This is a genomic window from Sphingobium anseongense (assembly GCF_037725245.1).
Classification (GTDB): domain Bacteria; phylum Pseudomonadota; class Alphaproteobacteria; order Sphingomonadales; family Sphingomonadaceae; genus Sphingobium.
The window spans coordinates 170,750-197,146 of the sequence record NZ_JBBJUL010000002.1; the positions used below are offsets into that span (position 1 = coordinate 170,750).

14 protein-coding genes and 1 pseudogene are annotated in these 26,397 nt (G+C 60.0%); 13 read left to right on the plus strand and 2 right to left on the minus strand.

Annotated features, from left to right (window positions below; all coding sequences use genetic code 11):
• Positions 1-372 precede the first annotated feature (372 nt).
• The 13 genes from WG908_RS03120 (at position 373) to WG908_RS03180 (ending at position 22,847) form a co-directional block, all read left to right on the plus strand.
• Positions 373-939 carry an RNA polymerase sigma factor gene (locus WG908_RS03120; RefSeq protein WP_340185111.1) on the plus strand — a complete coding sequence of 189 codons (567 nt, stop codon included), beginning with the start codon at positions 373-375 and terminating at the stop codon, positions 937-939.
• Positions 936-1,982, plus strand: a complete 1,047-nt coding sequence (locus WG908_RS03125; RefSeq protein ID WP_340185112.1) for a FecR family protein — start codon at positions 936-938, stop codon at positions 1,980-1,982. The genes WG908_RS03120 and WG908_RS03125 overlap by 4 nt, the downstream gene beginning before the upstream one ends.
• A 162-nt stretch (positions 1,983-2,144) precedes the next feature.
• Entirely contained in the window at positions 2,145-4,910 is a 2,766-nt protein-coding gene (locus WG908_RS03130) for a TonB-dependent receptor (RefSeq protein WP_340185113.1), read from the plus strand.
• A 158-nt stretch (positions 4,911-5,068) separates the two neighbouring features.
• Positions 5,069-6,985 (plus strand): DUF3604 domain-containing protein, encoded by a 1,917-nt coding sequence (locus tag WG908_RS03135; RefSeq protein ID WP_340185114.1) that lies wholly within the window; start codon positions 5,069-5,071, stop codon positions 6,983-6,985.
• 116 nt (positions 6,986-7,101) lie between these two features.
• Positions 7,102-9,039 (plus strand): DUF3604 domain-containing protein, encoded by a 1,938-nt coding sequence (locus WG908_RS03140; RefSeq protein ID WP_340185115.1) that lies wholly within the window; start codon positions 7,102-7,104, stop codon positions 9,037-9,039.
• A gap of 53 nt (positions 9,040-9,092) precedes the next feature.
• On the plus strand, positions 9,093-9,995 hold the full coding sequence (locus WG908_RS03145; RefSeq protein WP_340185116.1) for a peptidylprolyl isomerase: 903 nt from the start codon (positions 9,093-9,095) through the stop codon (positions 9,993-9,995).
• Positions 9,992-10,978 (plus strand): HupE/UreJ family protein, encoded by a 987-nt coding sequence (locus WG908_RS03150; RefSeq protein ID WP_340185117.1) that lies wholly within the window; start codon positions 9,992-9,994, stop codon positions 10,976-10,978. Before WG908_RS03145 ends, WG908_RS03150 begins: the two co-directional genes overlap by 4 nt.
• Positions 10,979-11,142: 164 nt before the next feature.
• Positions 11,143-13,131 (plus strand): TonB-dependent receptor, encoded by a 1,989-nt coding sequence (locus WG908_RS03155; protein WP_340185118.1) that lies wholly within the window; start codon positions 11,143-11,145, stop codon positions 13,129-13,131.
• 675 nt (positions 13,132-13,806) lie between these two features.
• Positions 13,807-16,155, plus strand: coding sequence for an ATP-dependent nuclease (locus WG908_RS03160; protein ID WP_340185119.1), 2,349 nt, complete (start codon positions 13,807-13,809; stop codon positions 16,153-16,155).
• Positions 16,152-18,029: a UvrD-helicase domain-containing protein gene (locus tag WG908_RS03165; RefSeq protein WP_340185120.1), complete on the plus strand. Its 1,878-nt coding sequence runs from the start codon at positions 16,152-16,154 to the stop codon at positions 18,027-18,029. The genes WG908_RS03160 and WG908_RS03165 overlap by 4 nt, the downstream gene beginning before the upstream one ends.
• A gap of 128 nt (positions 18,030-18,157) precedes the next feature.
• Complete coding sequence (locus WG908_RS03170) at positions 18,158-19,027, plus strand: glycosyltransferase family 32 protein (protein WP_340185121.1); 870 nt, start codon at positions 18,158-18,160, stop codon at positions 19,025-19,027.
• On the plus strand, positions 19,024-21,246 hold the full coding sequence (locus WG908_RS03175) for a family 16 glycosylhydrolase (RefSeq protein WP_340185122.1): 2,223 nt from the start codon (positions 19,024-19,026) through the stop codon (positions 21,244-21,246). Before WG908_RS03170 ends, WG908_RS03175 begins: the two co-directional genes overlap by 4 nt.
• Entirely contained in the window at positions 21,243-22,847 is a 1,605-nt protein-coding gene (locus WG908_RS03180; protein WP_340185123.1) for a carbamoyltransferase C-terminal domain-containing protein, read from the plus strand. The genes WG908_RS03175 and WG908_RS03180 overlap by 4 nt, the downstream gene beginning before the upstream one ends.
• A 336-nt stretch (positions 22,848-23,183) precedes the next feature.
• On the opposite strand, the gene htpG is transcribed toward WG908_RS03180, so the two are convergent.
• Together htpG and WG908_RS03190 are read right to left on the minus strand one after the other, a co-directional pair.
• The gene (htpG, locus tag WG908_RS03185; RefSeq protein ID WP_340185124.1) at positions 23,184-25,070 is read right to left on the minus strand and encodes a molecular chaperone HtpG; all 1,887 of its coding nucleotides are present in this window, start codon (positions 25,068-25,070) and stop codon (positions 23,184-23,186) included.
• 128 nt (positions 25,071-25,198) lie between these two features.
• A pseudogene (locus WG908_RS03190) lies at positions 25,199-26,369 on the minus strand (IS3 family transposase).
• Positions 26,370-26,397: the final 28 nt, after the last annotated feature.

The following is a 26,397-nucleotide window of genomic DNA, read 5'->3' on the forward strand; positions in this document are numbered from 1 at the left end:
GGTCAGCCTGCGCGAAACGACGTTGAACGGGGCCGCCGCCGACGCCCCCGCCTCCACGACGACGCGGCCGGTCGGGTCGGGTCGGGCGCCGGGTTATTTGATCATCGGGCGCGACGCTTTCCGTAACCGCCTTGCACGGTCGCCTGGTCGAAGCAGTAAAGTCCGGCAGCGCTCAGTTGCATCGCATCGCTCACATCGGAGCCATTTCGGATGAAGGCCCAGCGAACAGTCCCGTTGAGACGCGTGATCTGCGCCAAGTGGCATGACGGTTCCAATACTTCCGCCCGATTTAATTGCCTCTCTGCCGCAAATGATGGCATGGACCGACAATCGCAAAGGACGCATATGCCCGTGCGGGCAGAGGGACGATTAATGCCTGATAAGTTGAGCGATGGCGTTATTCCCACATCGCTCGACCGCCACCGGCGGCTCTTTCTTGATAGGCTATACCGTGACCATATAGGTAATCTAGTGGATTGGTTGCGCCGTCACTATGGTGGCGGCCCCCCGTCGCCTGAGGATATTGCGCAAACTGCCTTCACCAAACTGACGGCGCTTGACGACATCCAACGGATCGAAAAAATCAAACCCTATCTCTATGCCACCGCTGTCAATGTGGCGCTCGACGAGATCAAATGGATTAAGCGTACTGTCGCTTTCAGTGAACATGAACTTCATCGCACTGGTCACGCCTTGGAAGAAATTACGCCTGATCGCGTCTATGAGGGGAGGGAGGAGTTAACCCTGCTCTCTCAAGCCATGGAGGGGTTGTCAGACAAGCAACGTGAAATCATCAGGAGGAGCCGCTTTCTGGGCCAGACCTACGCCCGGATATCGGCCGAAACCGGCTGGAGCAGCGCTGATATCTCACGACAATTGAGTGCCGCTATGGTCACCATCCAAGCAGCGACCGCCAATGGATCGACGGAGGATAAATGAGCGATATAGCGAATATTCTTCCTCCCGGAGACGATGCCGGCGCGCCGCAGGATCAAGCTGTGCGCTGGTTGGCCTATTTATATTCGGGTGAGGCGACCAACGAAGGCAGGGCCAACTTCTCTTCCTGGCTGGATCACTCGAGCATCAATGTCGTCGCCTATCGCAATCTGGAACAGATCTGGCGCGATATGATCTTCGCTGGCGTTCAGACCATTGCTTCGACCGAGGCGTCCGACGACAAACCCGCAAGCAATATCGTCGCGCTCGAAAGTCGCTCGAGCAGCCTCTCTCCCCTGTCTGGGCGGCGTGGCGCGATCGCTGCGATGATGGCGGTGGCCGCGTCGCTGGTGCTGGCGTTGGGGATCTGGCGTCTGGAATTTTTCGATACGCCCACCGTCCACGCCTATCGAACAGCTGTTGGGGAAATAAGGACCGTCTCGCTTTCTGACGGCACGCGGGTCACGCTCGCGGCGGAATCCGCGATCCGGGCAATATTTTCCAATCGGCGTCGCGGGGTCGAACTTGTCGCGGGCCGGGCCTGGTTCGATGTCGCCTCCAATCCGGCAAAGCCGTTCACCGTCCTGGCCGCAGCGACACATATTCAGGTGGTCGGCACGCAGTTCGATGTCGATCGCGCTCCTGACGATGTGCGGGTGTCGGTGGCAAGGGGCGTCGTGCGCGTCGCGCCGCTTGCTGGCCCGGCAACGCGCAATGACGGCGTCCGATTAGTCGCCGGTCAGCGCGTCCTATCCGCTCTGGACGGGCGCATCGGTCCAATCGAGCGTTTCGATCCAGCCCGTGCGGCACCCTGGCGGACAGGGCTGCTTATATATCGTAATGCCCGACTGAAAGATGTGGTGGCGGAGGTGAACCGTTATCGCGTCGACAAGATCGTTCTGGCCGATGGAAGCCTTGGCGACATGAGAATCACCATGGCGGTGCGCGCCGATCAGACCGAGACCCTGCTGTTGGGACTCGAGGCGACGGCTCCGCTACAGATAGATCGCACCCCGTCGCGCATCATGGTCCGACCCAAGAGATAGACGGGAGGGGGCGGCGGCTGTAAAGAAATATTGCTTTTAATGAGTAGGTTGCAAAAAAATTTTCGACAAACCTGGAATATTTTTTGAACTGCGCAGTCTCTTCACAGGGGGCGCTCGCCTGGGTGGCCTCTAATAAATGACAATATCAGGGGAGATCAGGGCATGCCGTGCAATCATGTTTCTCGCAAAGCGGTATCGGATCGCTGGAGTAATGGGCTTACAAGCGCCTGTTCCGGGCTGGCGCTGACGCTGGGCTTCGCGGCCGCTGCGTGCATTGCGCAACCAGCGGTGGCGCAGGCGGCATCACAAACCATCTCGATCCCCGCCGGACCGCTGGACGTCGCACTGCTGGAGCTTGTGAGCAGGACAGGTATCTCAGTATTTGTCCCTCCCGCCCTCGCGGCAGGGAAAACCGCACCATCGATAGGCGGCACGATGACGCCGGATCAGGCTCTGAGCGGCCTGTTGCGGGGCAGTGGCCTTGTCTACAACCGCGGAAGCAATGGGGCCTATGTCATCCTGCGAGCGCAGCCGAAGAAGATTTCTTCGGCGTTCTTCCCTGCGGCGCCCCAGACGGCTGCCCAGTCCGCAGGGACTGCCGCGCGCGGGGCTGCCCCCTTGCCCGCTGAAGACATCATAGTCACCGCACGCAAACGCGACGAGACATCGATAGCGGTACCGGTCGTATTGACGGCGGTTAGCGGGGCGGAACTCACGCGGCGCGGGATCAACAGCGCCGACGCGCTGTCCCAACTGGTGCCCGGCCTGACGATCGCCGGCGCTGGCGGCGGCGCCCAGGGCGGCACGATCGCCCTGCGTGGCGTGGCCGGTCCCGACACCAACCCGCTCGGCGACCAGGCCGTGTCTTTCAACATCGATGGCGTCCAGGTGGCGAAGTCGAGCGTTCGCCGCCTGGCGTTCATGGACCTTCAGCAGGTGGAGGTTCTCAAGGGGCCGCAATCGCTGTTCTTCGGCAAGAACAGTCCGGGCGGCATCATTTCGCTGCGCACCGCCGACCCGACGCCAAATTTCCAGGCCAAGGCGTCTGTTGGCTATGAGTTCAACGCGCAGGAGTGGCGCGGCGAAGGTTTTATGTCCGGTCCACTGACGGACACGCTCGGCGCGCGGCTCGCTGTCTACGGTTCGGATATGCGTGGCTGGGTCAAGAGCGTGGTGCCGGCGGACAGCATCAGTCCGCCCTTCCATCGATACGGCCCCCGCAGTCGTGAACTCGATATGCGCGGCACATTGAAATTCGATCCGAGCGACGCGTTCAGCGCGCGCCTCAAAGTCTCGTACGGCACGGTCAAGGGTGCTGCCGCCACTGGCAATGCACAGGTTGTCAACTGCCCCACCGGAATGTCACAGCTCGTCGGCGTGGTCAGCGACTGCAAGGCCGACCGGCGGATAAATCGCACCGATAATGTCAGCACTGCTTTCACACCCTATGAACCCGCCTTCGGCGATGGCCATACCTATTCGAAGCAGCGGCAGATTCTGGTCGGGTTGGAACTCAACTACAAACCTAGCGATACGATTGACCTAACCTCGGTAACTGGCTTTTACCAGGCCAAATTCAGGAATGTCGATCAATTTGCAACATATCCGGTTGTTCCCATCGGGCAGTTCGGCAGTTTCGGTCTGCCGCAGTTTCCGTCTTTCCTGACCTATTATAACCGGGAGATTTCGCAGGAACTTCGCGCGAGCAGCAACTTTGATGGTCCGCTGAATGTCACTGTCGGAGGCATCTACTCGGACACGCGCTCCTCGATCTTCACTCACGCCATGTACAATATGAGCGACCCGCGAGAACTGGTCCATTCCTTCGCCGCTCAGGATGGCGTCGCCTCTTCGGCGTTCGGCCAGGCCCGCCTGGACGTCACGCCGCAACTCGAACTGTCAGCGGGCGGACGTTATTCGCACGAGAAAAAGTCGCTTCCCGTCACGCTCGCGGATCTGACCCTTTCGCGCGTCAACCCGGTGACCCCTTATGCAACACCGGTGCGTAAGGTTTCCTTCAACAATTTCTCGCCGGAACTCACGGCCACCTACCGGCCCACGGAGAGGCTGACTCTGTTCGGTTCGTTCAAGAAAGGTTTTCTGTCGGGCGGCTTCAACGGCAGCACGGCAACGCCCGGCCTGCCCCTCAATTACGGCCCCCAGACGATCAAGGGCTTTGAAGCCGGTGTGAAAGCGGCTTTGTTCGACGGCGCGCTGCGCACCAATTTGTCAGTCTACACCTACAAGGTCGGGGGCCTTCAGATCACGGCATTCGAAAATGGTATCGGCACCATTCGCAACGCCGGCGGCGTGCGGACCAAGGGCATCGAGTTCGACATGAACTATCGCTCACCGATCGAAGGGTTGACGCTGAGAGGCGCCATAAATTATAATCGCGCTCGCTATCTCAGCTATTTCGGGCCTTGCTGGCGCGGGCAATCGCAGGGACAAGGCTGTAACTTCCGGGCGACTGGTGGCGGCAATGCCCGGCCGATCCTGCCGGGCGAGACCGGCAACAATCAGGATTTGGCCGGACAGCAACTCGTCAACGCGCCTGAATGGTCGGGGAATGCAGGCGCTAGCTACGAAACCCCGCTTGGCTCGGCGCTCAAGCTCGGCCTCTCGACCGACGTCACTTTCGCCAGCAGCGTGCCGACAGACGCCGCCATCAACCCGCTCCTGATTTCGCCCAAGCGCGCCCTGCTCGACGCCACCGCGCGGATCGGCGATGCCAAGGGTGCCTGGGAAGTGGCACTGATCGGTCGCAACCTGACCCAGAAATATTATTGGGCGAGTGGACAGCAGCTGCAGTTCACGGGATTGACAGCATCGGGCACCCCAACCGCCTTCATCCCGGCTGACACATATGCCGTCCTCAACCGGGGTCGTGAAATCATGATCCGCGTAACGGTCGCCTTCGGGCAATAGGCAGAGACGCGTCAGCCGATGACAGCACAGTTTTGCCATGGGATGAGACTATAGTATCAGGACCCCAAAAAAATAGCGGACTTAACTAAAGCAAGGTCAGGGGCCCTCTTTCATAAGAGGCGCCCCAAAGGGCTGTCGAAGAATTGAAGGAATTTCCCATGGCAAAACGCAAGATGGTTGTAATGCACGGGGCATGGGTCGCTTGTGCGGCCATTTCGGCCGGATTGCTGTTCACCGGGGGCAAGGAACCGGTGGCGAGCGCCGCCAGCGAAGCGGGTTCGATGGCCTCCTCCTCCGCTACACAGCCCTATTCGCCGCCTGTGCGTTTCGCCAATGAGGATATGAATCTTTACTGGGGCAATACCCACCTGCACACCAATAATTCCATGGACGCCATCAGCCTGGGCGGGGCCACCACCACACCCGAAGAGGCGTTTCGATTTGCGATGGGTGAGCAGATCGTCGCCGCGAGCGGCGTGCCGGCCAAACTCCGTCACCCCCTCGATTTCCTCGTCGTGTCGGATCATGCCGAGTTTCTCGGTGTGCTTCCAAAACTCGCCAAAGCCGACAGCACGAAGATCGACTGGCAGCCGGGCCGGCAATGGAGCGAATTTCTGCAGTCCGGCGATCCTAAGAAGCTAGCAGCTATTTACACGCAGTTTTATTCAGGGGTGAAGGTGCCTGCGGAGTTTACGCAGTCGATATGGCAGGATGTTGTGAAGACCGCAGACCGCTTCAATAATCCAGGGCGCTTCACGGCTTTTATCGGTTATGAATGGTCATCCACGCCTAATGGCGACAATCTGCATCGCAACGTGATCTTTCGCGATGGCGCGGCCAAAGCCATGCAGGTCCTGCCTTTCTCCGCTAACGACAGCAAAGATGCAGAACAGCTCTGGGCGTATCTGAGGGCCTATGAGGCCAAGACGGGTGGTCAGGTACTCGCGATCCCGCATAATGGCAACATCAGCAACGGGCGCATGTTCGCGCCTGAAACCTTTACCGGCCAGCCGCTGACGGCGGCCTATGCGCGCGAACGGGCGCGGTGGGAGCCGGTGGTCGAGGTCACTCAAATGAAGGGGACGAGCGAGGCACATTCCACCCTCTCCCCGACAGACGAATTCGCCGACTTCGAAATCTGGGATCTCGGCAACTTCCAGCAAAGTGCCAAGCAGCCCTGGATGCTGCCCTTTGAATATGCCCGCCCGGCGCTCAAGGCGGGGTTGCAGTTCGCGCAGAAATTGGGGGTGAACCCGTTCAAGTTCGGGATGATCGGCGGCACTGACCAGCATAATGGCCTGACCACTACCAGCGAGGACAATTTCATCGGGCAGTTCACCAATTCCGAACCGGCGGCCGGCCGCTACAGCCGCGCCATGGCGCCGGTGAAGAATGTCCGGGAAAACTGGCGGCTGGGCGCATCGGGCCTGACGGCGGTGTGGGCAAAGGAGAATACGCGCGAGGCAATCTTCGACGCGATGAAGCGGCGCGAAGTCTATGCGACCACCGGTTCACGGATACAGGTGCGGGTCTTTGGCGGATGGAATTTCGCAAAGTCCGACGTCTTGCGGCCCGATTACGCCCATATCGGCTACGAGAAAGGCGTGCCGATGGGGGGCGACCTGACCCGTCAGGCTGGAGCCAGGGCACCGAGCTTCATGATCGCGGCGGCCAGAGACCCCGACGACGCCAATCTCGACCGGATCCAGGTCATCAAGGGCTGGCTCGATGCGAAAGGCGAAGCGCATGAGAAGATATATGATGTCGCGCTGTCTGGCGGTCGCAAGGTCAATCCGAGGACCGGAAAGGCGCCGCCGGTGGGCAATACGGTCGATATCGCCAACGCGACCTATACCAACAGCATCGGTGCCCCCGAACTGGCGACCGTTTGGACCGATCCGGCGTTCGACCCGAACCAGCGTGCCTTCTATTATGTGCGCGTGCTGGAAATCCCAAAGCCCCGCTGGACGGCCTATGACGCCCAATTCTTCAAGGTGAAGATGCCCGCCAACATCCCGATGACCGTACAGGATCGCGCTTTCAGTTCGCCGATCTGGTACGATCCCGGGAAGTGACGGCGCAATGCACGCCATTCAGTTCGGAACATCGCGATAAATATGGCATATAGTACCAAACGTTTGCGTGGCGCGCTGCTCGTCTGGCCGTTCGTCGGGGAAAGGATGATGAGGTGATGGGGAAGCGCAAGATGGTATCGAAGGGCGCAAAATGGGCGACTTTGGCAGCCATGTCGGGCGGGCTTCTGCTTGCCGGTGGCAAGGCTTTGTTGGCCGAACCAGCTGAAGCGCCGGCCGCCACTGTGCCTGCGGTTCCCGGCGGTTCGGCCGCATTGGCCTATTCTCCACCGGTACGCTTTGCCAACGAAAACACCAATCTTTATTGGGGCGACACGCACCTCCACACCAGTTACTCCGCCGACGCTTTTGGTTTTGGCAATCACACGGTTAGCCCGGATGAAGCCTATCGGCTGGCGCGAGGTGAAGAGGTGGCCGGCACGAGCGGTCTGCACGTAAAGCTGCGTCGCCCGCTCGATTTCCTCGTGGTGGCGGATCATGCGGAATATATCGGCGTGTTCCCGCGGCTGGCCAAGGGCGGCAGCACCGAAGGCCCCTGGGAACAGGGCAAGCGCTGGAGCGATTTGCTCAAAGCCGGCGACGTCAGGACGGCGATGAATGAATTTTTTGACATTCTCCGTGCGGGCGGTTCCAGGTCCCCGGAGCCCGCAGCGCTGGTGAAGTCGATCTGGCAGGATGTCGTCAGCACCGCCGACCGGTTCAACGAACCGGGCCGCTTCACGGCTCTCATCGGCTATGAATGGAGTTCCACCCCTGGGGGCGACAACCTGCACCGCAACGTCATTTTCCGGGATGGCGCCGACAAGGCCCTTCAGGTCGTGCCCTTCTCAGCCATGGACAGCACGGACCCGGAAAAATTATGGGCTTATCTCGGGGCCTATGAGACAAAGACCGGCGGACAGGTCCTGGCCGTTCCCCATAATGGCAATCTGAGCAACGGCCGCATGTTCACCCCGCAGACTTTCACGGGCCAGCCATTCACAGCATCCTATGCGCGTGAGCGCGCACGGTGGGAGCCGGTCTATGAGGTCACGCAGACCAAGGGAACGAGCGAAACCCATCCGACCCTGTCCCCAACCGACGAATTTGCCGGTTTCGAATTGTGGGACACCACCAATGTGCAGGGTGCTGTCGCCAAGACGCCTGCGATGCTGCAATATGAATATGCGCGCAAGGCGTTGAAGGACGGTCTGCTCCACGAGCAGAAGCTGGGCGCCAATCCGTTCAAGTTCGGCATGATCGGGAGCACCGATTCGCATATCGGCGTGTCGACCACGGCTGAGGATAATTTCTTCGGTAAACTGCCCGGGTCCGAACCGTCTGCGCGACGTTACGCTTTGCCCGTGGCGGAGACGAAGATAACGCAGTGGAACTGGCAGATCGGCGCGTCGGGGCTTGCAGCGGTATGGGCAAAGGAAAATACCCGCGCATCGATATTCGATGCGATCCGGCGGCGAGAAGTGTATGCGACCACGGGCTCGCGCATTCAACTGCGCGTCTTTGGCGGGTGGAACTTCGCGAAATCCGACGTGCAGCGGCCCGACTATGTGCATCTGGGTTATGAAAAGGGCGTGCCGATGGGCGGCGACCTGACCCGCAGCCGTGGAGCCAGTGCGCCGATGTTCATGATCGCCGCCGCCAAGGATCCCGACGACGCCAATCTCGACCGGGTCCAGGTGATCAAGGGCTGGGTCGACGCCAAGGGCCAGACGCACGAGAAAATATATGACGCCGCTGTATCGGGCGGCCGCAAGGTCGATCCGAAGACGGGCAAGGTGTCGGCTGTCGGCAGCACGGTGAACCTGGCCGACGCTTCCTATACGAACAGCATCGGCGCGCCCGAACTGGCGACGGTGTGGACCGATCCGGATTTCGACCCCAGGCAGCGCGCCTTCTATTATGTGCGGGTGCTGGAAATTCCCAAGCCGCGCTGGACGGCTTACGATGCGGCCTTCTTCAAGGTGAAGATGCCCGCCAATATCCCGATGGTCGTGCAGGACCGCGCCTTCAGCTCGCCTATCTGGTACAATCCATAAGTGCATCAGTGGGCGGAACGGAAATATCGCAGGCTTGGGGCAGGTACAGATGCATGAATGACATCGTCGCGCGCGTGCGGCGGGAGCCGCTTGTCTGGTTTCTGCTCGCGGGTCTTTCGCTTTTCGGCCTGCATGCGCTGGTCAGTCCGGGTGAGGACGTAGCCGCTTCACGGGTGATCGAGGTCGACCGCGACCGCCTTCTGCAATTCATGCAGCTTCGCGCGCGTTCTTTCAATGAACGGGGGGCCGGCAAATTCTTGGATCAGATGTCGCCGCAAGAGGTCGCCACCATGGTCAAGGACATGGTGCGCGAAGAAGCGATGTATCGCGAAGGATTGCGCCTCGGCCTCGACAAGAATGATTATGTGATGCGGCGGCGGCTGGTCCAGTCGCTGGAATATCTGGCCGAGGGCGCGCCGGCATCGGACGGACCGCCGGACGAAGCCACGCTGAAGCGCTATTATGAATCGCATCGCGATCGTTATATCGACGCGCCGTCGATCAGTTTTTCCCACGCCTTCTTCAGCGCCGGTGCGCATGGATGGGATGGCGCGCAACGGCTGGCGGCCGATGCGCTGGCCAAGGTGAACGCGGGCGGGCAACAGACGCGCGTTCCGTCCGCCGACCGCTTCCTCTACCTCAATGATTATATCGAGCGCACCCCTGAGATCATCGAGAGCCATTTCGGTCAGGACTTTGCGGAGCGATTGCTCGCAATGGCGCCGCAGGGGGAGCGCTGGCAGGGGCCGCTGCGCTCGAAATACGGATTTCATCTTGTGAGGGTCGTCGGCAAGGATCCTGGCCGTCCCCTGCCCTTCGCGCAGGCGCGAGCCATGGTCGCGGAGGATGAAGCGAAGGACGCCAGGGCCGCCCGCCGCGAAGCCTTCGCCGATGGTCTGATCGCCCAGTTCAAGGTGGATGTCGACAGCGACCTGCAAAAGCGCATGGCCAAATGAGCATGGCCCGCCTGCTGCTGGTTTTGGTGTGTTGGCTGGCAGCCTCCGTGCCGGCCGCTGCCCATGATGCGTTCCCACTGCTGATCAACATACGGCAGACGGGCGGCGCGCTCTATTCCGTGGATCTAAGGTTACCGCCTTCTTTCCCCGACCGTTTCGCGCCCGAGGTGCGGATCGACCAACGGTGCAAGCGCATCGCCGGCCGGGACGATCGTGGAACCGATCTTTACCACTGTCCGCGCGGTCTGGGGGGCGACTTGCGACTGGTCTATCCCGGGTCGGCGCCCTCGGTGCCGGGACTCGTCCGGATCATCTGGGCGTCGGGCGAAACCCGGTCGCTGTTGCTCAAGCCCGGCGAAACCGGCGTCACGCTGCCGCAGCCCGAAAGCAGGTCCGGGGTCGCGGGCCAGTATCTGCGCCTCGGCATCGAACATATATTGATGGGCTATGATCATCTGCTGTTCCTGGTCTGCCTGCTGTGGCTGGCCGGCGGCTTGCGGCGCATCCTGCTGACGATCACCGGCTTCACCCTGGCGCATTCGGTGACGCTGGCGCTTTCGGCGCTGGGATGGGTCGAGGTGGCAGTGCCGCCGGTGGAAGCGGCGATCGCGCTGAGCATCGTCTTTCTGGCCGTGGAAATCTATAAGGGGCCGCGCGATACGCTCAGCTGGCGTTACCCCATCGCCGTATCGAGCAGTTTCGGCCTGCTCCACGGCTTTGGCTTTGCCGCGGTGCTGGGCCAGATCGGCCTGCCGCAGACCGAACTCGTCACCGGGTTGCTGTTTTTCAATCTGGGCGTCGAGATCGGCCAGCTGATCTTCGTGATCGCCGCGATCGCGCTGTACCTGATCCTGCGTAAAGCCTGGACGCATCTGCGCCTGCGGGCCGATGCGCCGGTCATCGCGCGCCATGCCAGCGCCGCGCTCGTCGGAACGCTCGCCTCCTACTGGCTGGCCGAGCGCACGGTCGCCCTGTTCGGCTAATCCTGCAGGATCGCGGAAGAATGATAAGCCGCGCGCCAACACGCGCCGCGCAGAGGAAAGAACGTCCCCGGAGCATGCGATCTATGAATCCATCCAATGGACACCCTATCCTGGACCGTCGTGTTTCGATTCTCGCCGGGATCATGTTTCTGGCCGCTTCTCCCATGGCCGCAGCACAGGATCCGGCGCGCGACGACGATCATGACATCATCGTCTACGGCCGTTCCCTTCCCCAGATCGGCTCGGCGATCTCCGGATCGCAAGGCGTCGTTGGCTATCGCGATTTCGAGGACAAGCCCCTGTCCCGCGTTGGCGAACTGGTCGAAAACGTGCCCGGCGTGATCGCCACCCAGCATAGCGGCACCGGCAAGGCGAACCAATATTTCCTGCGCGGCTTCAACCTGGATCATGGTACGGACTTTGCCGCCTTCGTCGATGGCGTGCCCGTCAATATGCGCAGCCACGGCCATGGGCAGGGCTATCTCGATCTCAACTTCCTGATCCCGGAACTGGTCGAACGGATCGATTATCGCAAAGGCCCTTATTTTGCCGATGTCGGGGATTTTTCGGCCGCCGGCACCGTGATGTTCAGGACGATGGACAGGCTTCAAAGACCGATCGTCGAGGCGACCATGGGTAGCTATGGCTATTATCGTTTGCTCTCCGCGGGGAGCGCCGCCGTGGGAAACGGGGATCTGCTCGTCGCGCTGGACGGCACTCTGTCCAACGGACCCTGGACGCTCGACGAGGATTTGCAAAAGATCAATGCGTTGGTCAAATATTCGCAGGGCACGTCCGACCGTGGATGGAATCTAGGCTTTACAGTTTATCACGCACGCTGGAATGCCACCGATCAGGTGCCCGAACGTGCCATCGACAGCGGCCTTATCAGCCGTTGGGGGAATGTCGACCCGACACTGGGCGGCGAAACCACCCGGCTGGGACTGAACGCCGGCGCCACGCTGGGGAACACGCAGATCAGCCTGTACGGCATTTATTATCGCTTCGCGCTTACGTCCAACTTCACCTTCTTCCTCAACGATCCCGTCAATGGCGACCAGTTTCAGCAACGCGACCAGCGCGGCGTCTTCGGCGGATCAGTGCGGCGCAACTGCGCCGCCCGCATCGCCGGATTGCCGGTCGACCTGACCATCGGCGGGGATGCGCGGTGGGATCATATCGGCAAGATTGGCCTGTATAGCTCGGTCGGCGGCGTGACCAGCGGAACGATCCGTCAGGACAAGGTCGATGAATATAGCAGTGCCCTGTTCGCTGAGGGCACCGCATCGCTGACCGATCGGCTACGCCTCACGCTTGGCCTGCGTGGTGACCTCTATGGCTATGGGGTGGCCGCGCAGACCCTCGCCACCAACAGCGGAAAAGGTTCGGACTTCATGCTAAGCCCGAAGATGGCGCTCGCATGGCGCATGCTGGGCCGGCTTGAACTTTATGCCAATTATGGCGAGAGCTTCCATTCCAACGACGTGCGCGGGGCAACGATCAGCATCGATCCCGTAACCGGCGATCCGGTCGACCGGGTGCGGGCGCTGGTCAAGGCCCGTGGCGCCGAAATCGGCGCGCGCATCGAAGCGCCGCGGCTGACAATGTCGCTGGTCGGTTTTTACCTCGGGCTGGCATCGGAACTGGTGTTCGTCGGCGACGGCGGTGGCACCGAACCCAATGATGCGACCCGCCGCCATGGCGCAGAAGCCAGCCTGTTCTGGCGTCCGACCGACTGGCTGACGATCGATGCCGCAGCGGCAGTTACCCATGCGCGCTTTCACGCCGTTCCGTCCGGCGAGGACCGCATTCCCAATTCAGTAAGCGAGGTGATCTCGGCGGGCGCGGCCGTGGAACTGGGCCATGGCCTCAGCGGCTCGCTACGCCTCCGCCACTTCGGCGCATCTCCGCTCATCGAAGACGGCAGCGTCCGGTCCGATCCGACGACGCTCATCAACCTGGGCGCCTATTACCGCGCCGGGCGCGTAAAACTGGGTTTGGATGTGCTAAACCTTCTCAATGCCCGCGACGCCGACATCAGCTATTTCTATGCGTCCCGCCTTCGCGGCGAACCCGCAGAAGGCGTGGAGGACCGGCACATCCACCCCGTCGAACCACGGCAGGTGCGCGTGTCGCTGAGAATAGCTTGGTAGTGACCGCTTTAACTTGATGACGAAGAATGGCTCAACGATGTTAGCGGCATTCAAACCCACGAATGGCGGACTCCGGCGGAAGCCGACGCTTTACGGTCCACTCATGGCGACGGCTTTGTCCCAATTGCGGCCAGATGATCGGAGAGAGACGCAGCCCATCGCGATGGAATGAAGTCTCGTTGATTTTCGGCAGATTGGCCAATAGCGCATGCCGCGGCCGATCTTGACTCGTAGCAAATTTGCACATTCGCCACATGTCGTGGTTGGCCGCTGAGGTTCGCTCATGATCGCAGTCCGCCGCTTTTCCGGCAACCTAGGCAACTCGGCGGCCACACTGCGAGGTTGTGGCTTCACTTCCTTGATGGCGGACGGCGACAAGTGGGACTTTCCGGAATGTCGGCTTCAGAAACACGGACCGACGAAAGCTGCCATTCGCTCAGCTCGATCGGAACGCTCGATAAACTGTGCGTTCGCGACTATCGCTAGGGAGGGTTGCCGTGTGGATAGCGGACGTCTTTCACCGAGTGTTATACCTGTCATAGTCATGATGAAATCATCCAATCTGAACGCAATATTCGCAATACCCGTGCTCGCCCGGCGTCAAGAATAGAACTAGGATTGACCTAATTGGCGGTCTGCGCGAAGTATCGGTATGACGCAAACCGGGGGATAAGGATGCATTTGAAGAAGCTGGCTATCCGCAACTTTCGTAGGTTGCAGAATGTCGTTATCGATTTCGCTTCCGATATCTCCATTTTCGTCGGCGCCAATAACAGCGGAAAGACCTCGGTCGGGCACGCGCTTCAGCTGTTCACCGGGCATGGCCGCTTCAGCATCCATGATTTTAGCGCGGAGTTGTGGCCGAGTATCATCGCATTCGGCGCCGGTGAGGAGGGCGCCGCGCTGCCGACCCTCGAAGTTGATATCTGGCTGGAGATCGGCGCCGAGGACGTCCACCGGGCGATCGATCTGCTGCCGAGCCTCGCATGGGATAGCACGCTTGTCGGGATGCGCGTCGCTTATACTCCGATCGACCCCGAGGCAACGCGTGGCAGATATGCCGAGGCCCGCGAACGCTCTCTCGCTGCGGTCGACAAGGACGAGCACGATGTGCCGGTGTTCGACCCCGCGCCGCGTCACCTTCGCGATTACCTGCGCGAGCATCTGAATGACGAATATGAGCTACGCTACTTCATACTCGATCCGGCGAAGTTCGATGCCAACATGGTCGCCGAAGTCGGCTATGTCCCGGCATCGCTCGCCGGACGCGATCGCAGCGGGCGCGAAATTTTAAGCGGCATTCTCCGGATCGATTTCCTCAATGCCCAGCGCCATTTGTCGGATAGTCCTGGCGGCGCCCGCGCGGAGGACCTGTCGCGCGTGCTCAGCCGTTTCTACGGCCGCAATCTCGAGCAAAAGGGCGAGGATCTCGACGCCCTTCGCGCCCTCGCCGCATCCGAAGTTTCGCTTAACCAGCATCTCGAGCGCGTGTTCGAGCCGACTCTAAGGAGCCTCGCCAAGCTCGGCTATCCCGGGCTGTCGAACCCGCGAATGATGATACGATCGGCGCTCGACCCGGCGCAGATTATGAGCAGCCGCGACGGCGCGCTGGTCCACTATGCGCTGGGTCCCGATGATGGCGCGCCCGACCCGCCGACGCTGCCCGACCGCTACAATGGGCTGGGATTCAAGAACCTCATCTTCATGGTGGTCGAGCTTCTCGATCTGCACGCTCAGTGGCTTGCTATTGAGGAGAACCGCCCGCCGGTCCATCTGATCTTCATCGAGGAGCCCGAGGCGCATCTCCACGCCCAGTTGCAGCAGGCCTTCATCCGCAAGGTCATGGACATCCTTTCACTAAAGGGCGCCGATCGCACCGCCTATACGAGTCAGGTAGTTGTCACCACGCATTCGACTCATATCCTCTATGAGCGCGGCTTTCAGCCGATCCGCTACTTCCGGCGTAGCCGGGCAGAAGCGACCTCGACTTCGGACATCCTCAATCTCTCCGTCTTCTACGACAGCACGGATCCCGATGTTCGCACCTTTCTCGAGCGCTACCTCAAGCTCGCGCATTGCGATCTTTTCTTTGCGGATGCTGCCGTGCTCGTCGAAGGCAATGTCGAACGATTGCTCCTGCCGCAGATGATCGAAACCGCCGCGCCGCGGCTCCAGTCGAGCTATCTGACGATCCTCGAGATCGGGGGCGCATTCGGCTATCGATTCAAGGCGCTGATCGAATTCCTTGGTCTTACCACGCTTATCATCACCGACCTCGACAGTGTCTTCGGTCCGCTGGATCAGCTGGAGGCAGGTGTCGAGGGGGCTGCAACCGCAGGAGACGGCCCTGTGCAGGCGGTTGGGGACGCCGCCGTGGCGGACGCCGATGACGAAGACGAAGACGAAGACGAGGAGGCGACCGATCAGCTGCCGGCCGAAAAGCCGGGCAAGGCCTGCATCGCCGGACATCCGGGAGCGGCAACCTCAAATCAAACGCTTCTGCAATGGCTTCCGAAATGCGGTACCGTCGCAGAGCTGTGGGAGGCGACCGCCGACGACAAAACACAGGTACGCGCCAACGACAACGACGCCCTTGTGCGCGTCGCCTATCAATGCCGCACCGATGTGACTTGGGGCGGCGACACGCTCTCGTTGGCAGGCCGCACGCTCGAGGAAGCGTTCGCGCTCGAGAATCTCGACTGGTGCCAGCACAAGGATCGAAAGCCGCTTCAGCTCCGCATCGCTAAGAATGATGAGAAGGATCTCTGCGAGTTGGCCAGCCGCATTCACAAGCGCGTTCAGGCGAAGAGCTTCAGCAAGACCGACTTTGCCCTCGCATTGCTCGCCGAAGACCCCGCAACCTGGGTTGTGCCAGAATACATCGCTGCCGGCCTTCGCTGGCTCGAAGCTGAAATCGCACCCCAGGACCCAGAGCCCGACGACGAGGAAGACGCGGAAGGTGTGACCGGCGGCGGGCCCGACGCCCCTGCTGCGCTCGAGCCGGATGGCGAGGTTGCCGCGTGACCAGCCGGATCGGCAGCCCCGACACGCCGGCGGACATCGAAATCCGCGCCTGCCTCGATTGCAAAGTCCCGCGTTCGTTCGTGATGGTCGCGGGTGCCGGCTCGGGCAAGACTACTTCGTTGATCAAGGCACTCGATCACCTTGCCCGGACCCGAGGTAGGGCGCTGCGCCGCGCGGGACAGCAGATTGCCTGCATCACCTATACCGAGGTGGCCGTCGGCGAGATCTCAGAAGATGTCGGTGTCTCGCCACTGTTTCACATCTCCACGATCCACAGTTTCCTGTGGTCGGTGATCCGTCCGTTTCAAAGCGATATCGCGACCTGGGTCGGCATCCGCATCGAGGAGAAGATCGCCGAGCGCCGCGAACATTACGACAGGCCGCGCACGCAGGCGCGAACCAAGGCACGGCTGGAGATCGAGATCGCCGAGCTCGAAGCCCAGCTCGCCGAGATCGGTGCCGTCGAGAAATTTATCTACGGCACCGGCAGCAGCTACGCCGAAGGAATTCTCGGCCATGATGATGTGTTGAAGCTGACACCCCATTGCTTTGGCGCGCATCCGCTTCTTCGACAGGTCGTTGCCAGCCGCTTCCCATTCATTTTCGTGGACGAAAGCCAGGACACTAATCCCGAAGTCATCGAAGCGCTGCGCGCGATCGCGGCTGAGCAGCCGCGCCTGTGCGTCGGCTTCTTCGGCGACCCCATGCAGAAGATTTACATGAGTGGCACTGGTGCCGTCGCGCTCGGCCCTGGCTGGGCCGAAATCGACAAGCCCGAGAATTTTCGCTGCCCGACCTCGGTCCTCGGTGTGGTCAATGCGATCCGGGCCGCCGGCGACGGCCTAGTTCAGACCCGCGGCCGCCGGATCAAGGTCGGCGATGTCGAGCAGGCCGTGGTCGGCACCGCAAATATCTTCGTTCTCCCAGCCGACGATCAGCGTAGCGCTCGCCTCGCTGCGGTCCGCACGTGGCTCGCCGGAGAGACCGACGACCCGTTGTGGCTGAGCGACGTACCCGAAGGCGATGTTCGGTTACTGGTGCTGGTGCATCGCATGGCGGCAACGCGGCTTGGATTCCCAAACCTTTACTCCGCGCTCAACGACCGTGCGCCTATGAGCCTCAGTGAAGGCATCGCCGATGGCTCCGCTTGGCCGCTACGACCAGTCGCGCAGCATATTCTACCTTTGGTCATGGCCGCTCGCGAAGATGATCGCTTCACGGTCATGTCTATCCTGCGCAGCGAAAGCCCAATGCTCGAACCGGATCGTCTGCGCGGATTGCCGGCGGCTCCGATCCTGACCAATCTTCAACAGGCGCTCGACGCTTTGGTCGAGATGCTCGCAGATGGATCACAGGCCACGGTGCGACAGCTGATGAGGCATGTACGAGACACCCAATTGCTCCGCCTCGACGACCGGTTTGGGCCTCATCTGGTGGATGAACCGGTAGATGGCGGCAGCAACGGCTTCTCCAATGTCCAGGCTTTCCTTGCCTGCCAGATCGGGGAGCTCTGGGCCTATCGGCGCTATTTCACCGAAGAATCGCCGTTCGCGACCCATCATGGCGTGAAGGGTGCGCAGTTTGAGCGCGTTCTGGTCGTGGTCGACGACGAAGAGGCGGCGTTTCACCAGTACTCTTACGGCAAATATTTTGGTTATGCGCCACTGTCGGACAATGACCAAGCGAAGATCGATGCGGGTGAGGAGACAGTGCTCGATCGCACGCGGCGTCTCTTCTACGTCTGCTGTTCGCGCGCATTAAAAGATTTGGCTGTCGTCCTTTTTGTCCCGGACGTGGCTGCGGCGAACGCTGCGATCGCCGCTAAGAACCTCTTCCCCCAAGTATCAGTACGTGGTCCCGAGGTGCTGGCCTGACGATAACGTCTTCAGCATCAAGATCAAAGCATTCTGTTAATCACCCGATGTGCGCGGGCACAATCCAAATCTCGCATGAATATTACTCAAGATATGTGCTGATAGACGCGTCCAAAGGAACAACGCAGATGAACGAAGGAAGTGTGAACGAAGGGGCAGAGATTGATCCACTATCGCCTGAGGACCGCGCACGCTCTAACTTTGTGCGCGATCTGGTGCAGCGGAGAGGCCCCTCCAAATCCGGTTCGACTGCGTGGCCGGGCCCAACCCCGAGGCGAATCGTGCAGTTCTGGGACGATCTGGAACGACTGCCCGAAGACGTCGAAGCCTGCATGAATTCCTGGAGGAAGCTGGAAACGGACGGCTTTGAGTTGGAGGTCTTCGATAGGACTTCTGCGAGCAATTTCATTCGCGACCGTTTGGGAAGTCGCCACGAGGATGCCTTCACTCGCTGCTATCACCCATCCATGATGTCGGACTATTTCCGGTATTCATATATACTCGTTGAAGGCGGTTTCTACATAGACGCCGACGATGTCTATCATGGGACGCCAATTGGCCACCTTTTCGACGACGGGCGGCTGAAGCTTCAACCTTTCTGCTACGATCTCGCAACGTCTCAAATGGTGGCACCACCGACATTTACCGGGGCCGGAGCCCATCAACGCGGGTGGATTTTCTACTTCAACACGACCCCCATGATTGCGGCGCGCAATCACCCCATGATCGAGAGAGCCTTGCTGAACGCCACCGCATCTCTGGAAGCGGACAGCGTGGATGGGTTACCTGAGGTCCAGGCTACAACCGGTCCGGGAAATCTTACCCGATCGGTATTTGAAATAGTGAGCGAGGGATGTTCGCCTGAAGCGCTGATGGTTGCGCATGACTGGGAGTTAACCTCCACGAGCCAGTGGCCGCTCAGCTACCGCAGCGACGCGCGGAACTGGAGGCTGTCCAATCAAAAGCGGTACAGTGGATCGACATCGGAGGGGCGATGAATCTGACACGTCCATCGCTGGCGGTCGTGCGGCTGGCGCTTCGCCTCGGATACGGCCTCCGCAGATTCCTTCCAAAGCAGACATCGACAACGTTCGGGCGACGCGGTTCACCGGGGAAGACAATCGACAGGATCTACGTCATCAACCTCGATCGTGCTCCAGATCGATGGTCCCGTATCAAAAGTGAGCTCGGGCGGATAGTGGACAAGTTCGGCAACGATCTGCTCGGTATCACGGAACGTCATAGCGCTGTTGATGCGAGGAGCTTTGTGCTGGACTCCACAGAGGATGCGGATGTGGACCCGTTCTACACACTGGCAGATCAGCTTTTCGTCGAGCCTCAGCCACTGACACTTCCGACGCGGTTCGAGCTGGCAGCGCCCATTCGAATGAGCAGGGCTGAGATCGCTGTTGCAAGGTCGCACATGGAAATTTGGAGGCGAATTGCGCTGGGTGCCGAGGCCCATGCTCTCGTCCTTGAGGACGATGTGTGGTTTCATCCGAATTTCGGTCGTTACATTGACGAGGCATGGAAGGAGCTGACGACCAAGTCAGGGGATGGCGAGATCGACATCCTCTATGTTTCCTACATGGAGGCAACACATGGCGCTCCAAAGCATCTCTTGTCGCGGCACGTGTTCGTACCAGAACGAGGTCTGTGGTATCTGTCGGGCTATGTTCTCTCGCGGCAGGGCGCGAGGAAGCTCCTTGACCTGCTGCCATGCCGGGGCCCCGTCGATCTCTGGATCAACCATCAGTTCAGCAAACTGAACGTATTCGCGACAAGGCGGGCGATTGTCCGCCAGAGAAGAGATCTCTTCTCGACCAACTCCTATTCGATTCTCCCAGCTCTTTCCACAATCGGCGCCATAAACAGTGAGGGAGCCGCCCTCTTCCATGCTCGTCCACCACGCCTGCCGGTTTTTGCATTTGGCCCCGCCAACTCGGGTCAGTCTTCTCTTGCGATGGCGTTGTCCATGCTCGGGTATCGATGCTGCAGCGATCTGGAGCAACTACCACCCTATGAGCTAAGGCGTCTTCGCGATGGAAGCGCCGATCGCGTCTTTGGCGCATACGTCAATGTGGGGCGCCTCGAGACAATGGTCGAGGACCTTAGACGAAGCTATCCGGAGGCCAAGTTCATTGTGACAGCCGCTCCCGGCGATCAGGCCGCCCAAATCGTCCGGGACATCCTGGCGCGGCTCGCCGGCGCGGACGTGATCGTCCTTGATACCGGCAACATCAACGCCTGGAGGGTTCTGTGCGAGCACCTCAGATGCGTGCCACCATTATGCCCTTTCCCGACCCTGGAGGACCTCGGGCAGCGGCCTGTCATGGAAACATCCAGGCAATCCATTCATTCTCGGCGGCGTGCAGCTTCCAAGTGGGATAGGTCTCCATGGATCGTCGAGCCGGATCATGGCGCCTGGACAGGCATTCGAACTTTGCCGCTGCCTCCAGAGGAGGATCGTAGTTGGAGCGATGCCGGCGACGGCGTTCAGAACCTCGATCTCAGGGATTGGGCCGCGCGGTCAGACACATTCACTAGCAATCTAGCCCTGTTTCGCCCCTCAAATGTCGAGCACGACAGGCTTAACGGAGCTAAGATACATATTCGACGCGAAGATCTTGGCGTTCGACAGTACAGTGCGGGCGCTCTCACCAGTCATACCGATTTTCTTTTTGGCAGGTTCGAGGCGACTTTCAGAGCCTCTGATGTGCCAGGAGTGATCACTGGGTTTTTCCTTCACCGCAACTCACCGCACCAGGAAATCGACATCGAAATACTGGGGTGCAGGCCAGATCGCCTGCTGATCAATGTCTTTTACAACCCGGGCGGCCAGGGTGACAAATTCGACTTTGGCTACAGAGGTTGCCCAAGCCATATCGACCTGGGCTTTGATGCTTCGAAAGGGATGCATCGCTATGCCATCGAGTGGAGCCCTGGCGAGATCCGATGGTTTGTAGATGATCTGCTGGTCCATCGGCGCGACTTGTGGGATCCCACCCCGATCCCACATCTGCCGATGAAGCTGCATTTCAACGCCTGGCCTTCTCGCGCCTCTCGGTTCGCCGGGCGGCTAAGTAACCGCAGACTGCCGGCAACGGCCGAGGTGCAAGCAGTACGCACATACGCCTTTGATTCATCAATATCCGAACCGGAAGCTCAAGGGCTCTCGGGCATGGACCAGCCAGCCAGAGGTGGAGCTTCAGCTTGAGGATACTTTCCTACAACCCAGGTCATGACGGCGCGTTCGCCTATATCGAAGACGGACGCTTAGTATTCTCTGTTGAGGCCGAAAAGGGTTCGAGGTACCGGCATTCGTCGCTCTCGGTTACCGATGCATTCGGCGCGCTCACCGAACTTCCCACCGTTCCCGACGTGCTATGCAAGGGAGGGTGGTGGCCGGGTGATGCACCGCGCGACGGAGAGTTGATGGCTGAGTATCGCGGCAGCGATCGTGAACAGGTGATCTTCGGCAAGCGGCCTTTCCTGGGAAAGACCATTGATTTCTTCTCGTCGTCACATGAGCGGTCACACCTTTTATGCGCGTTTGGGATGTCTGAACTGCCGAAGGGAATGCCGTGTTATGCACTGCTTTGGGAAGGCGTCGTCGGGGCGTTCTACGAGATCAATGCCGATCTCGGGATTACCAAGATTGCGGATGTGATGCCGGAACCCGGCCATCGCTACGCCATGCTCTACGCCTTGGCAGACCCGACTTTTGACTTACACACTGCCGAATTTTCCCGCCTGTCCGATGCCGGAAAACTAATGGCACTCGCTTCGTTCTCGAAACGAAGCCAGGCGACCGACGAAGAAGAGATGCTAGCATCGTTTCTCCTGCAAGACTGCAAGCATCTGAGGCCGCAGGATTGCAAAACCCTGATGAATTCACACTACTATAATGTCGGTGTCGAGGATGAAGAGTTTTGTAATTTTGCCGGAATTTTCAGTGATCGCCTGTTCGAGCGCTTCTGTAGCTTTGCGGACAAAAACCTGAAGCGAGGAATGCCGTTGCTCATCTCGGGCGGATGTGGGCTCAACTGCGACTGGAACAGCAAGTGGAAGGAATCAGGATTGTTTAGCGAGGTGTTCGTTCCGCCGGTCGCGAACGATTCGGGTTCTGCGATCGGCACGGCCATCGATGCCCAGTTCCATTTCACCGGCAATCCAAAGATTAGGTGGGACGTATATTCCGGATCGAAATTTCTGCATGACAAACCTGTCGACAGCGCGCTGTTTGAGCATTGGGAACCGAGCCCCGAGATCGTTGCAGAAATGTTGGCCGCCGACCTGATATTGGGTTGGGTCAACGGCCGGTACGAAATCGGACCTCGCGCACTTGGAAATCGTTCCATCCTAGCAGCGCCCTTCAAGGCAAGCACCAGAGAGCGGCTGAATGTCATAAAACAGAGAGAACAGTTTCGCCCTATCGCTCCCATCTGCCTAGAAGAAGAAGCTGAAAAATGGTTCGGCTGCAGAAATCCAAGCCCATTTATGCTTTATACCTATCACGCCTTAACGGCTGAGCTTGCAGCGGTAACCCATGTGAACCAGACTGCGCGGCTGCAAACAGTGTCTGCATCAAGCAATCGCCCAATGTTCGATTTGCTGAAAGCGTTCAAATCAAAGACGGGCTATGGAGTGCTGTGCAACACATCTCTGAACTTCAAGCACAAGGGGTTCATCAACACGGCATCCGATCTTTCGGAGTACACGTTGGCGCATCAGCTTGACGGATTTGCAATCGATGGAGACTTGCACCTGTTGCGGTCATCGGAGAATTACCAGAGGTTTCGACGTGAGCATGCTTGATATGCGTGCGCCTGGCCCGTCAAACGAGGTTTCCCGGAGTTTAGACGGCGCTTAGCCTCGCCTAAACGTCTCGGTCTATCTGTCGCACGCTTTGCTGACGGAAAAACGGACCGTCGGCACCTGAGAACGAAATTTGGGCGCTTGGACGACCGATAAGGGTCGATCACAGGAAGGCATCTTAAAAGGTCAGGTCTGGCATTTGACGCTGCCGTGACTGCCGGTGCCGACCGTTCCCATTAACGGGCCAAACGATCGGCACCCTTATTTCCGCTTCAGGCCGAGCGCTCACGGCCTGGACTTGGATAAGTATTAACCTCGCTGTCGGGACATTATGTGTTAGTTCAGCGATTTCGCCATTAACCGCTCCAGCCGCTCAGCAAAAGCGCGAGGATCAGCGGGTGGCTGACCTTCTGCGATACGCGCTTCGTCAAGCAGCAGGAAGGCAAGGTCAGCTCGCTCCTCATCGCTCGCTCGGGTCTGGCCGAGCTTGGCGATCAGCGCATGGACGGCATTGACTTCCAGCACCGGCTTCGCCCGCTCAGGCGCCTGTCCGGCCGCTGCCAGCATCCGTTCGAGTTGCAGGTCCATCGCGCTCTCCGACGCGACGATGCAGACGGCGCTGGTCGTCAACCGGTCGGAAACGCGGACATCGGACACCTGTTCGGCCAGGGCTTCCTTGGCAAAGCTGATGAAGCTGCTCACATCCTCGCTTGGCGCGTCCATCGCTGCGCTGCCTTCAGCCAGAGGGATCAGGCTGAGGTCGGTCGCGCCTTGGGTCACCGACTTGAATGGCTTGCCGTCATAATCCACACCAACGGTCGTCCAGAAGCTGTCGACCTGGTCGGGAAGCAACAGAACCTCGATCCCACGCGCCTTGAAACCCTCGAGCTGCGGCGATTGAGCGATGCGATCGAGATCGGTCCCGGTCGCATAATAGATCGCGGTCTGGTTGTCCTTGAGGGAGGCCACATAGTCCTTGAGCGAGCGCCACTCGCCGTTCGACGTGCTGGTCTTGAACCGGGCAAGGCCCAGCAACTGCGCGCGCCGCTCGAAATCCTCATAGAGGCCTTCCTTGAGCACTGCCCCGAAATTCTCCCAGATCGCAGCATAGCGTTCGGTATCGCTGGTTGCGATCTTGTCCAGTTCCGACAGGATACGGTTGCTCACGCCCTTCTGAATCGCGAACAAGACGGGGCTGTCCTGGATCATTTCGCGCGACATGTTGAGCGGCAGGTCGGCGGAGTCCACAAGACCCCGCACGAAGCGCAGGTAGCGAGGCAGGATTTCCGCCTCGTCGGTGATGAAGACGCGGCGGACATAGAGCTTGATCCGTCCCTTGCGATCGGGATCAAACAGGTCGAACGGCTTGGTTTCGGGAATGAAGGTCAGCACAGAATATTCGTGCCGCCCCTCCGCGCGATAGTGGAGCGTCAATGCGGGCGTGTCGAATTGGCCCGCGACGCTGCGGTAGAAGTCGACATAATCCTCTTCGCTGATATCGGACTTAGCCTTTGTCCAAAGTGCTGCCCCATCAGCGACCTGACGCTCTTCCTCCTCGCTGCCCAGCTCCTTGATGAAGATGGGCACGGGGACGTGGCCCGACTGCGCCTTCACGATCCGCTCGACCGTGTAACGCTCGGCATAGGTCTTTGCATCATCCAGCAGATGGAGAGTCACCCGGGTGCCGCGCGCTGGCGCCTCCGCGGTGTCGACTGGCGCGATCGTGTATGTTCCGAGGCCATCCGACGACCATCTGGCGGCGTCATCAGTTCCCGCACGCCGCGACACGACATCGACATTCCCCGCCACCATGAAAGCGGAATAGAAGCCGACGCCGAACTGGCCGATCAACTGCTGGCCTTCACCATTCTTGTCAGCGGTCAGCTTATCCATGAAGGCCTTGGTCCCCGACCGCGCGATCGTGCCCAGCGTTTCCCCCATGTCAGCGGCGCTCATGCCGATACCATTGTCCTCGACGACGACTGTCCCGGCTTCCTTGTCGAGCGCCAGCGTGATGCGCGGCTGCGGATCGTCGCCGAACAGGGCCGGATCGGAAATTGCCTCATAGCGCAGTTTCTCGCACGCGTCGGCCGCGTTGGAGATCAACTCGCGCAGGAATACGTCCTTGTCGGAATAAACCGAGTGCACCATCATATGCAGCAACTTGGAAACATCCGCCTCGAAGGCATGCGTTTCAGGGGCGCTCATGGTGTCGGTCGTCATGGGTCTTCGCTCTCTCATATGGCAGACTGTGCGATGGTCAGATGGATCGAATGCGATTTCCATTCAAGAGGTGAGCTTGAAAGCACCGCCTTCTTGATCTGCCCCCGCCGAGTGGGCCGGTTGGTTGGTTAGTGGATTATGCTCGCCGCCGCCATATCCGGGCGGAGGAGTAGCGAAGCGGAACCGGAGGCCGGATATGGCGGTGAAGCTGTTTCTGGTGCCGGTGGTCGGTAGCCAAGGCTGCTGTGCGGACGGACGGTGTTGTAATGCCGCCGCCAGGCTTCGATCAGCACCTTGGCCTCGGCGAGACTGTAGAAGATTTCGCCGTTGAGCAGTTCGTCGCGAAGCGACCCGTTAAAGCTCTCATTATAGCCATTCTCCCATGGTGATCCCGGCGCGATATAGAGCGTCTTCACGCCGATCTGACCCAGCCATTGCTGGACGGCCGTCGCGATAAATTCGCTGCCATTGTCGGACCGGATATTGGCTGGCGGCCCGCGAGAGATGAACAGGTCAGCCAAGGCCGCCAGCACGTCCTCATGCTTGAGCTGCCGCGCGACGATGAGCGCCAGGCACTCCCTGCTGGCCTCGTCGATGATGGTCAGGATACGGAACTTGCGCCCATCATGCGTGCGACCCTCGACGAAGTCATAGGCCCATACATGCCCTGGATACTCGGGCCGCAGGCGGATGCACGAACCGTCACTGAGCCACAGCCTGCCGCGCTTTGGCTGACGCTGCGGGACCTTTAGCCCCTCACGCCGCCAAATCCGCTCGACCCGCTTATGGTTCACCGTCCACCCCGCATGGCACAGCAATGCCGTTACACGGCGATAGCCGTAGCGACCATATTGCTTTGCCAGCGCGATGATGTCCTCCGTCAGCGCTTGCTCGTCATCCGCCCCGCGCGGCACCTTTCGCTGCGTCGATCGATGCTGTCCCAGCACCCGGCAGATCCGTCGCTCGGACACCGGAAGCGCTCGTCGCACATGATCGATACAGCGTCGCCGCCGCGCGGGGCTCAGAAGTTTCCCCGTGCAGCCTCCTGCAAGATCAGCTTATCCAGGGTCAGGTCCGAGATCGCACGGCGAAGCCGCAGATTCTCCTTCTCCAGATCCTTCATTCGCCGCGCCTGGTCGGTCTTCAGACCACCATACTCCTTGCGCCAACGGTAATAAGTCTGCTCGCTGACTGCGATCCGGCGACAGGCTTCGGCAGTCGATCCCCCTGCGCAAGAACGATCTCAACTTCACGCAGCTTGCCGATGATCTCTTCCGGCTTGTGCTTCTTGCTCGGCATTCAATGTCCCTTTCGTGGTCCAGTCTAT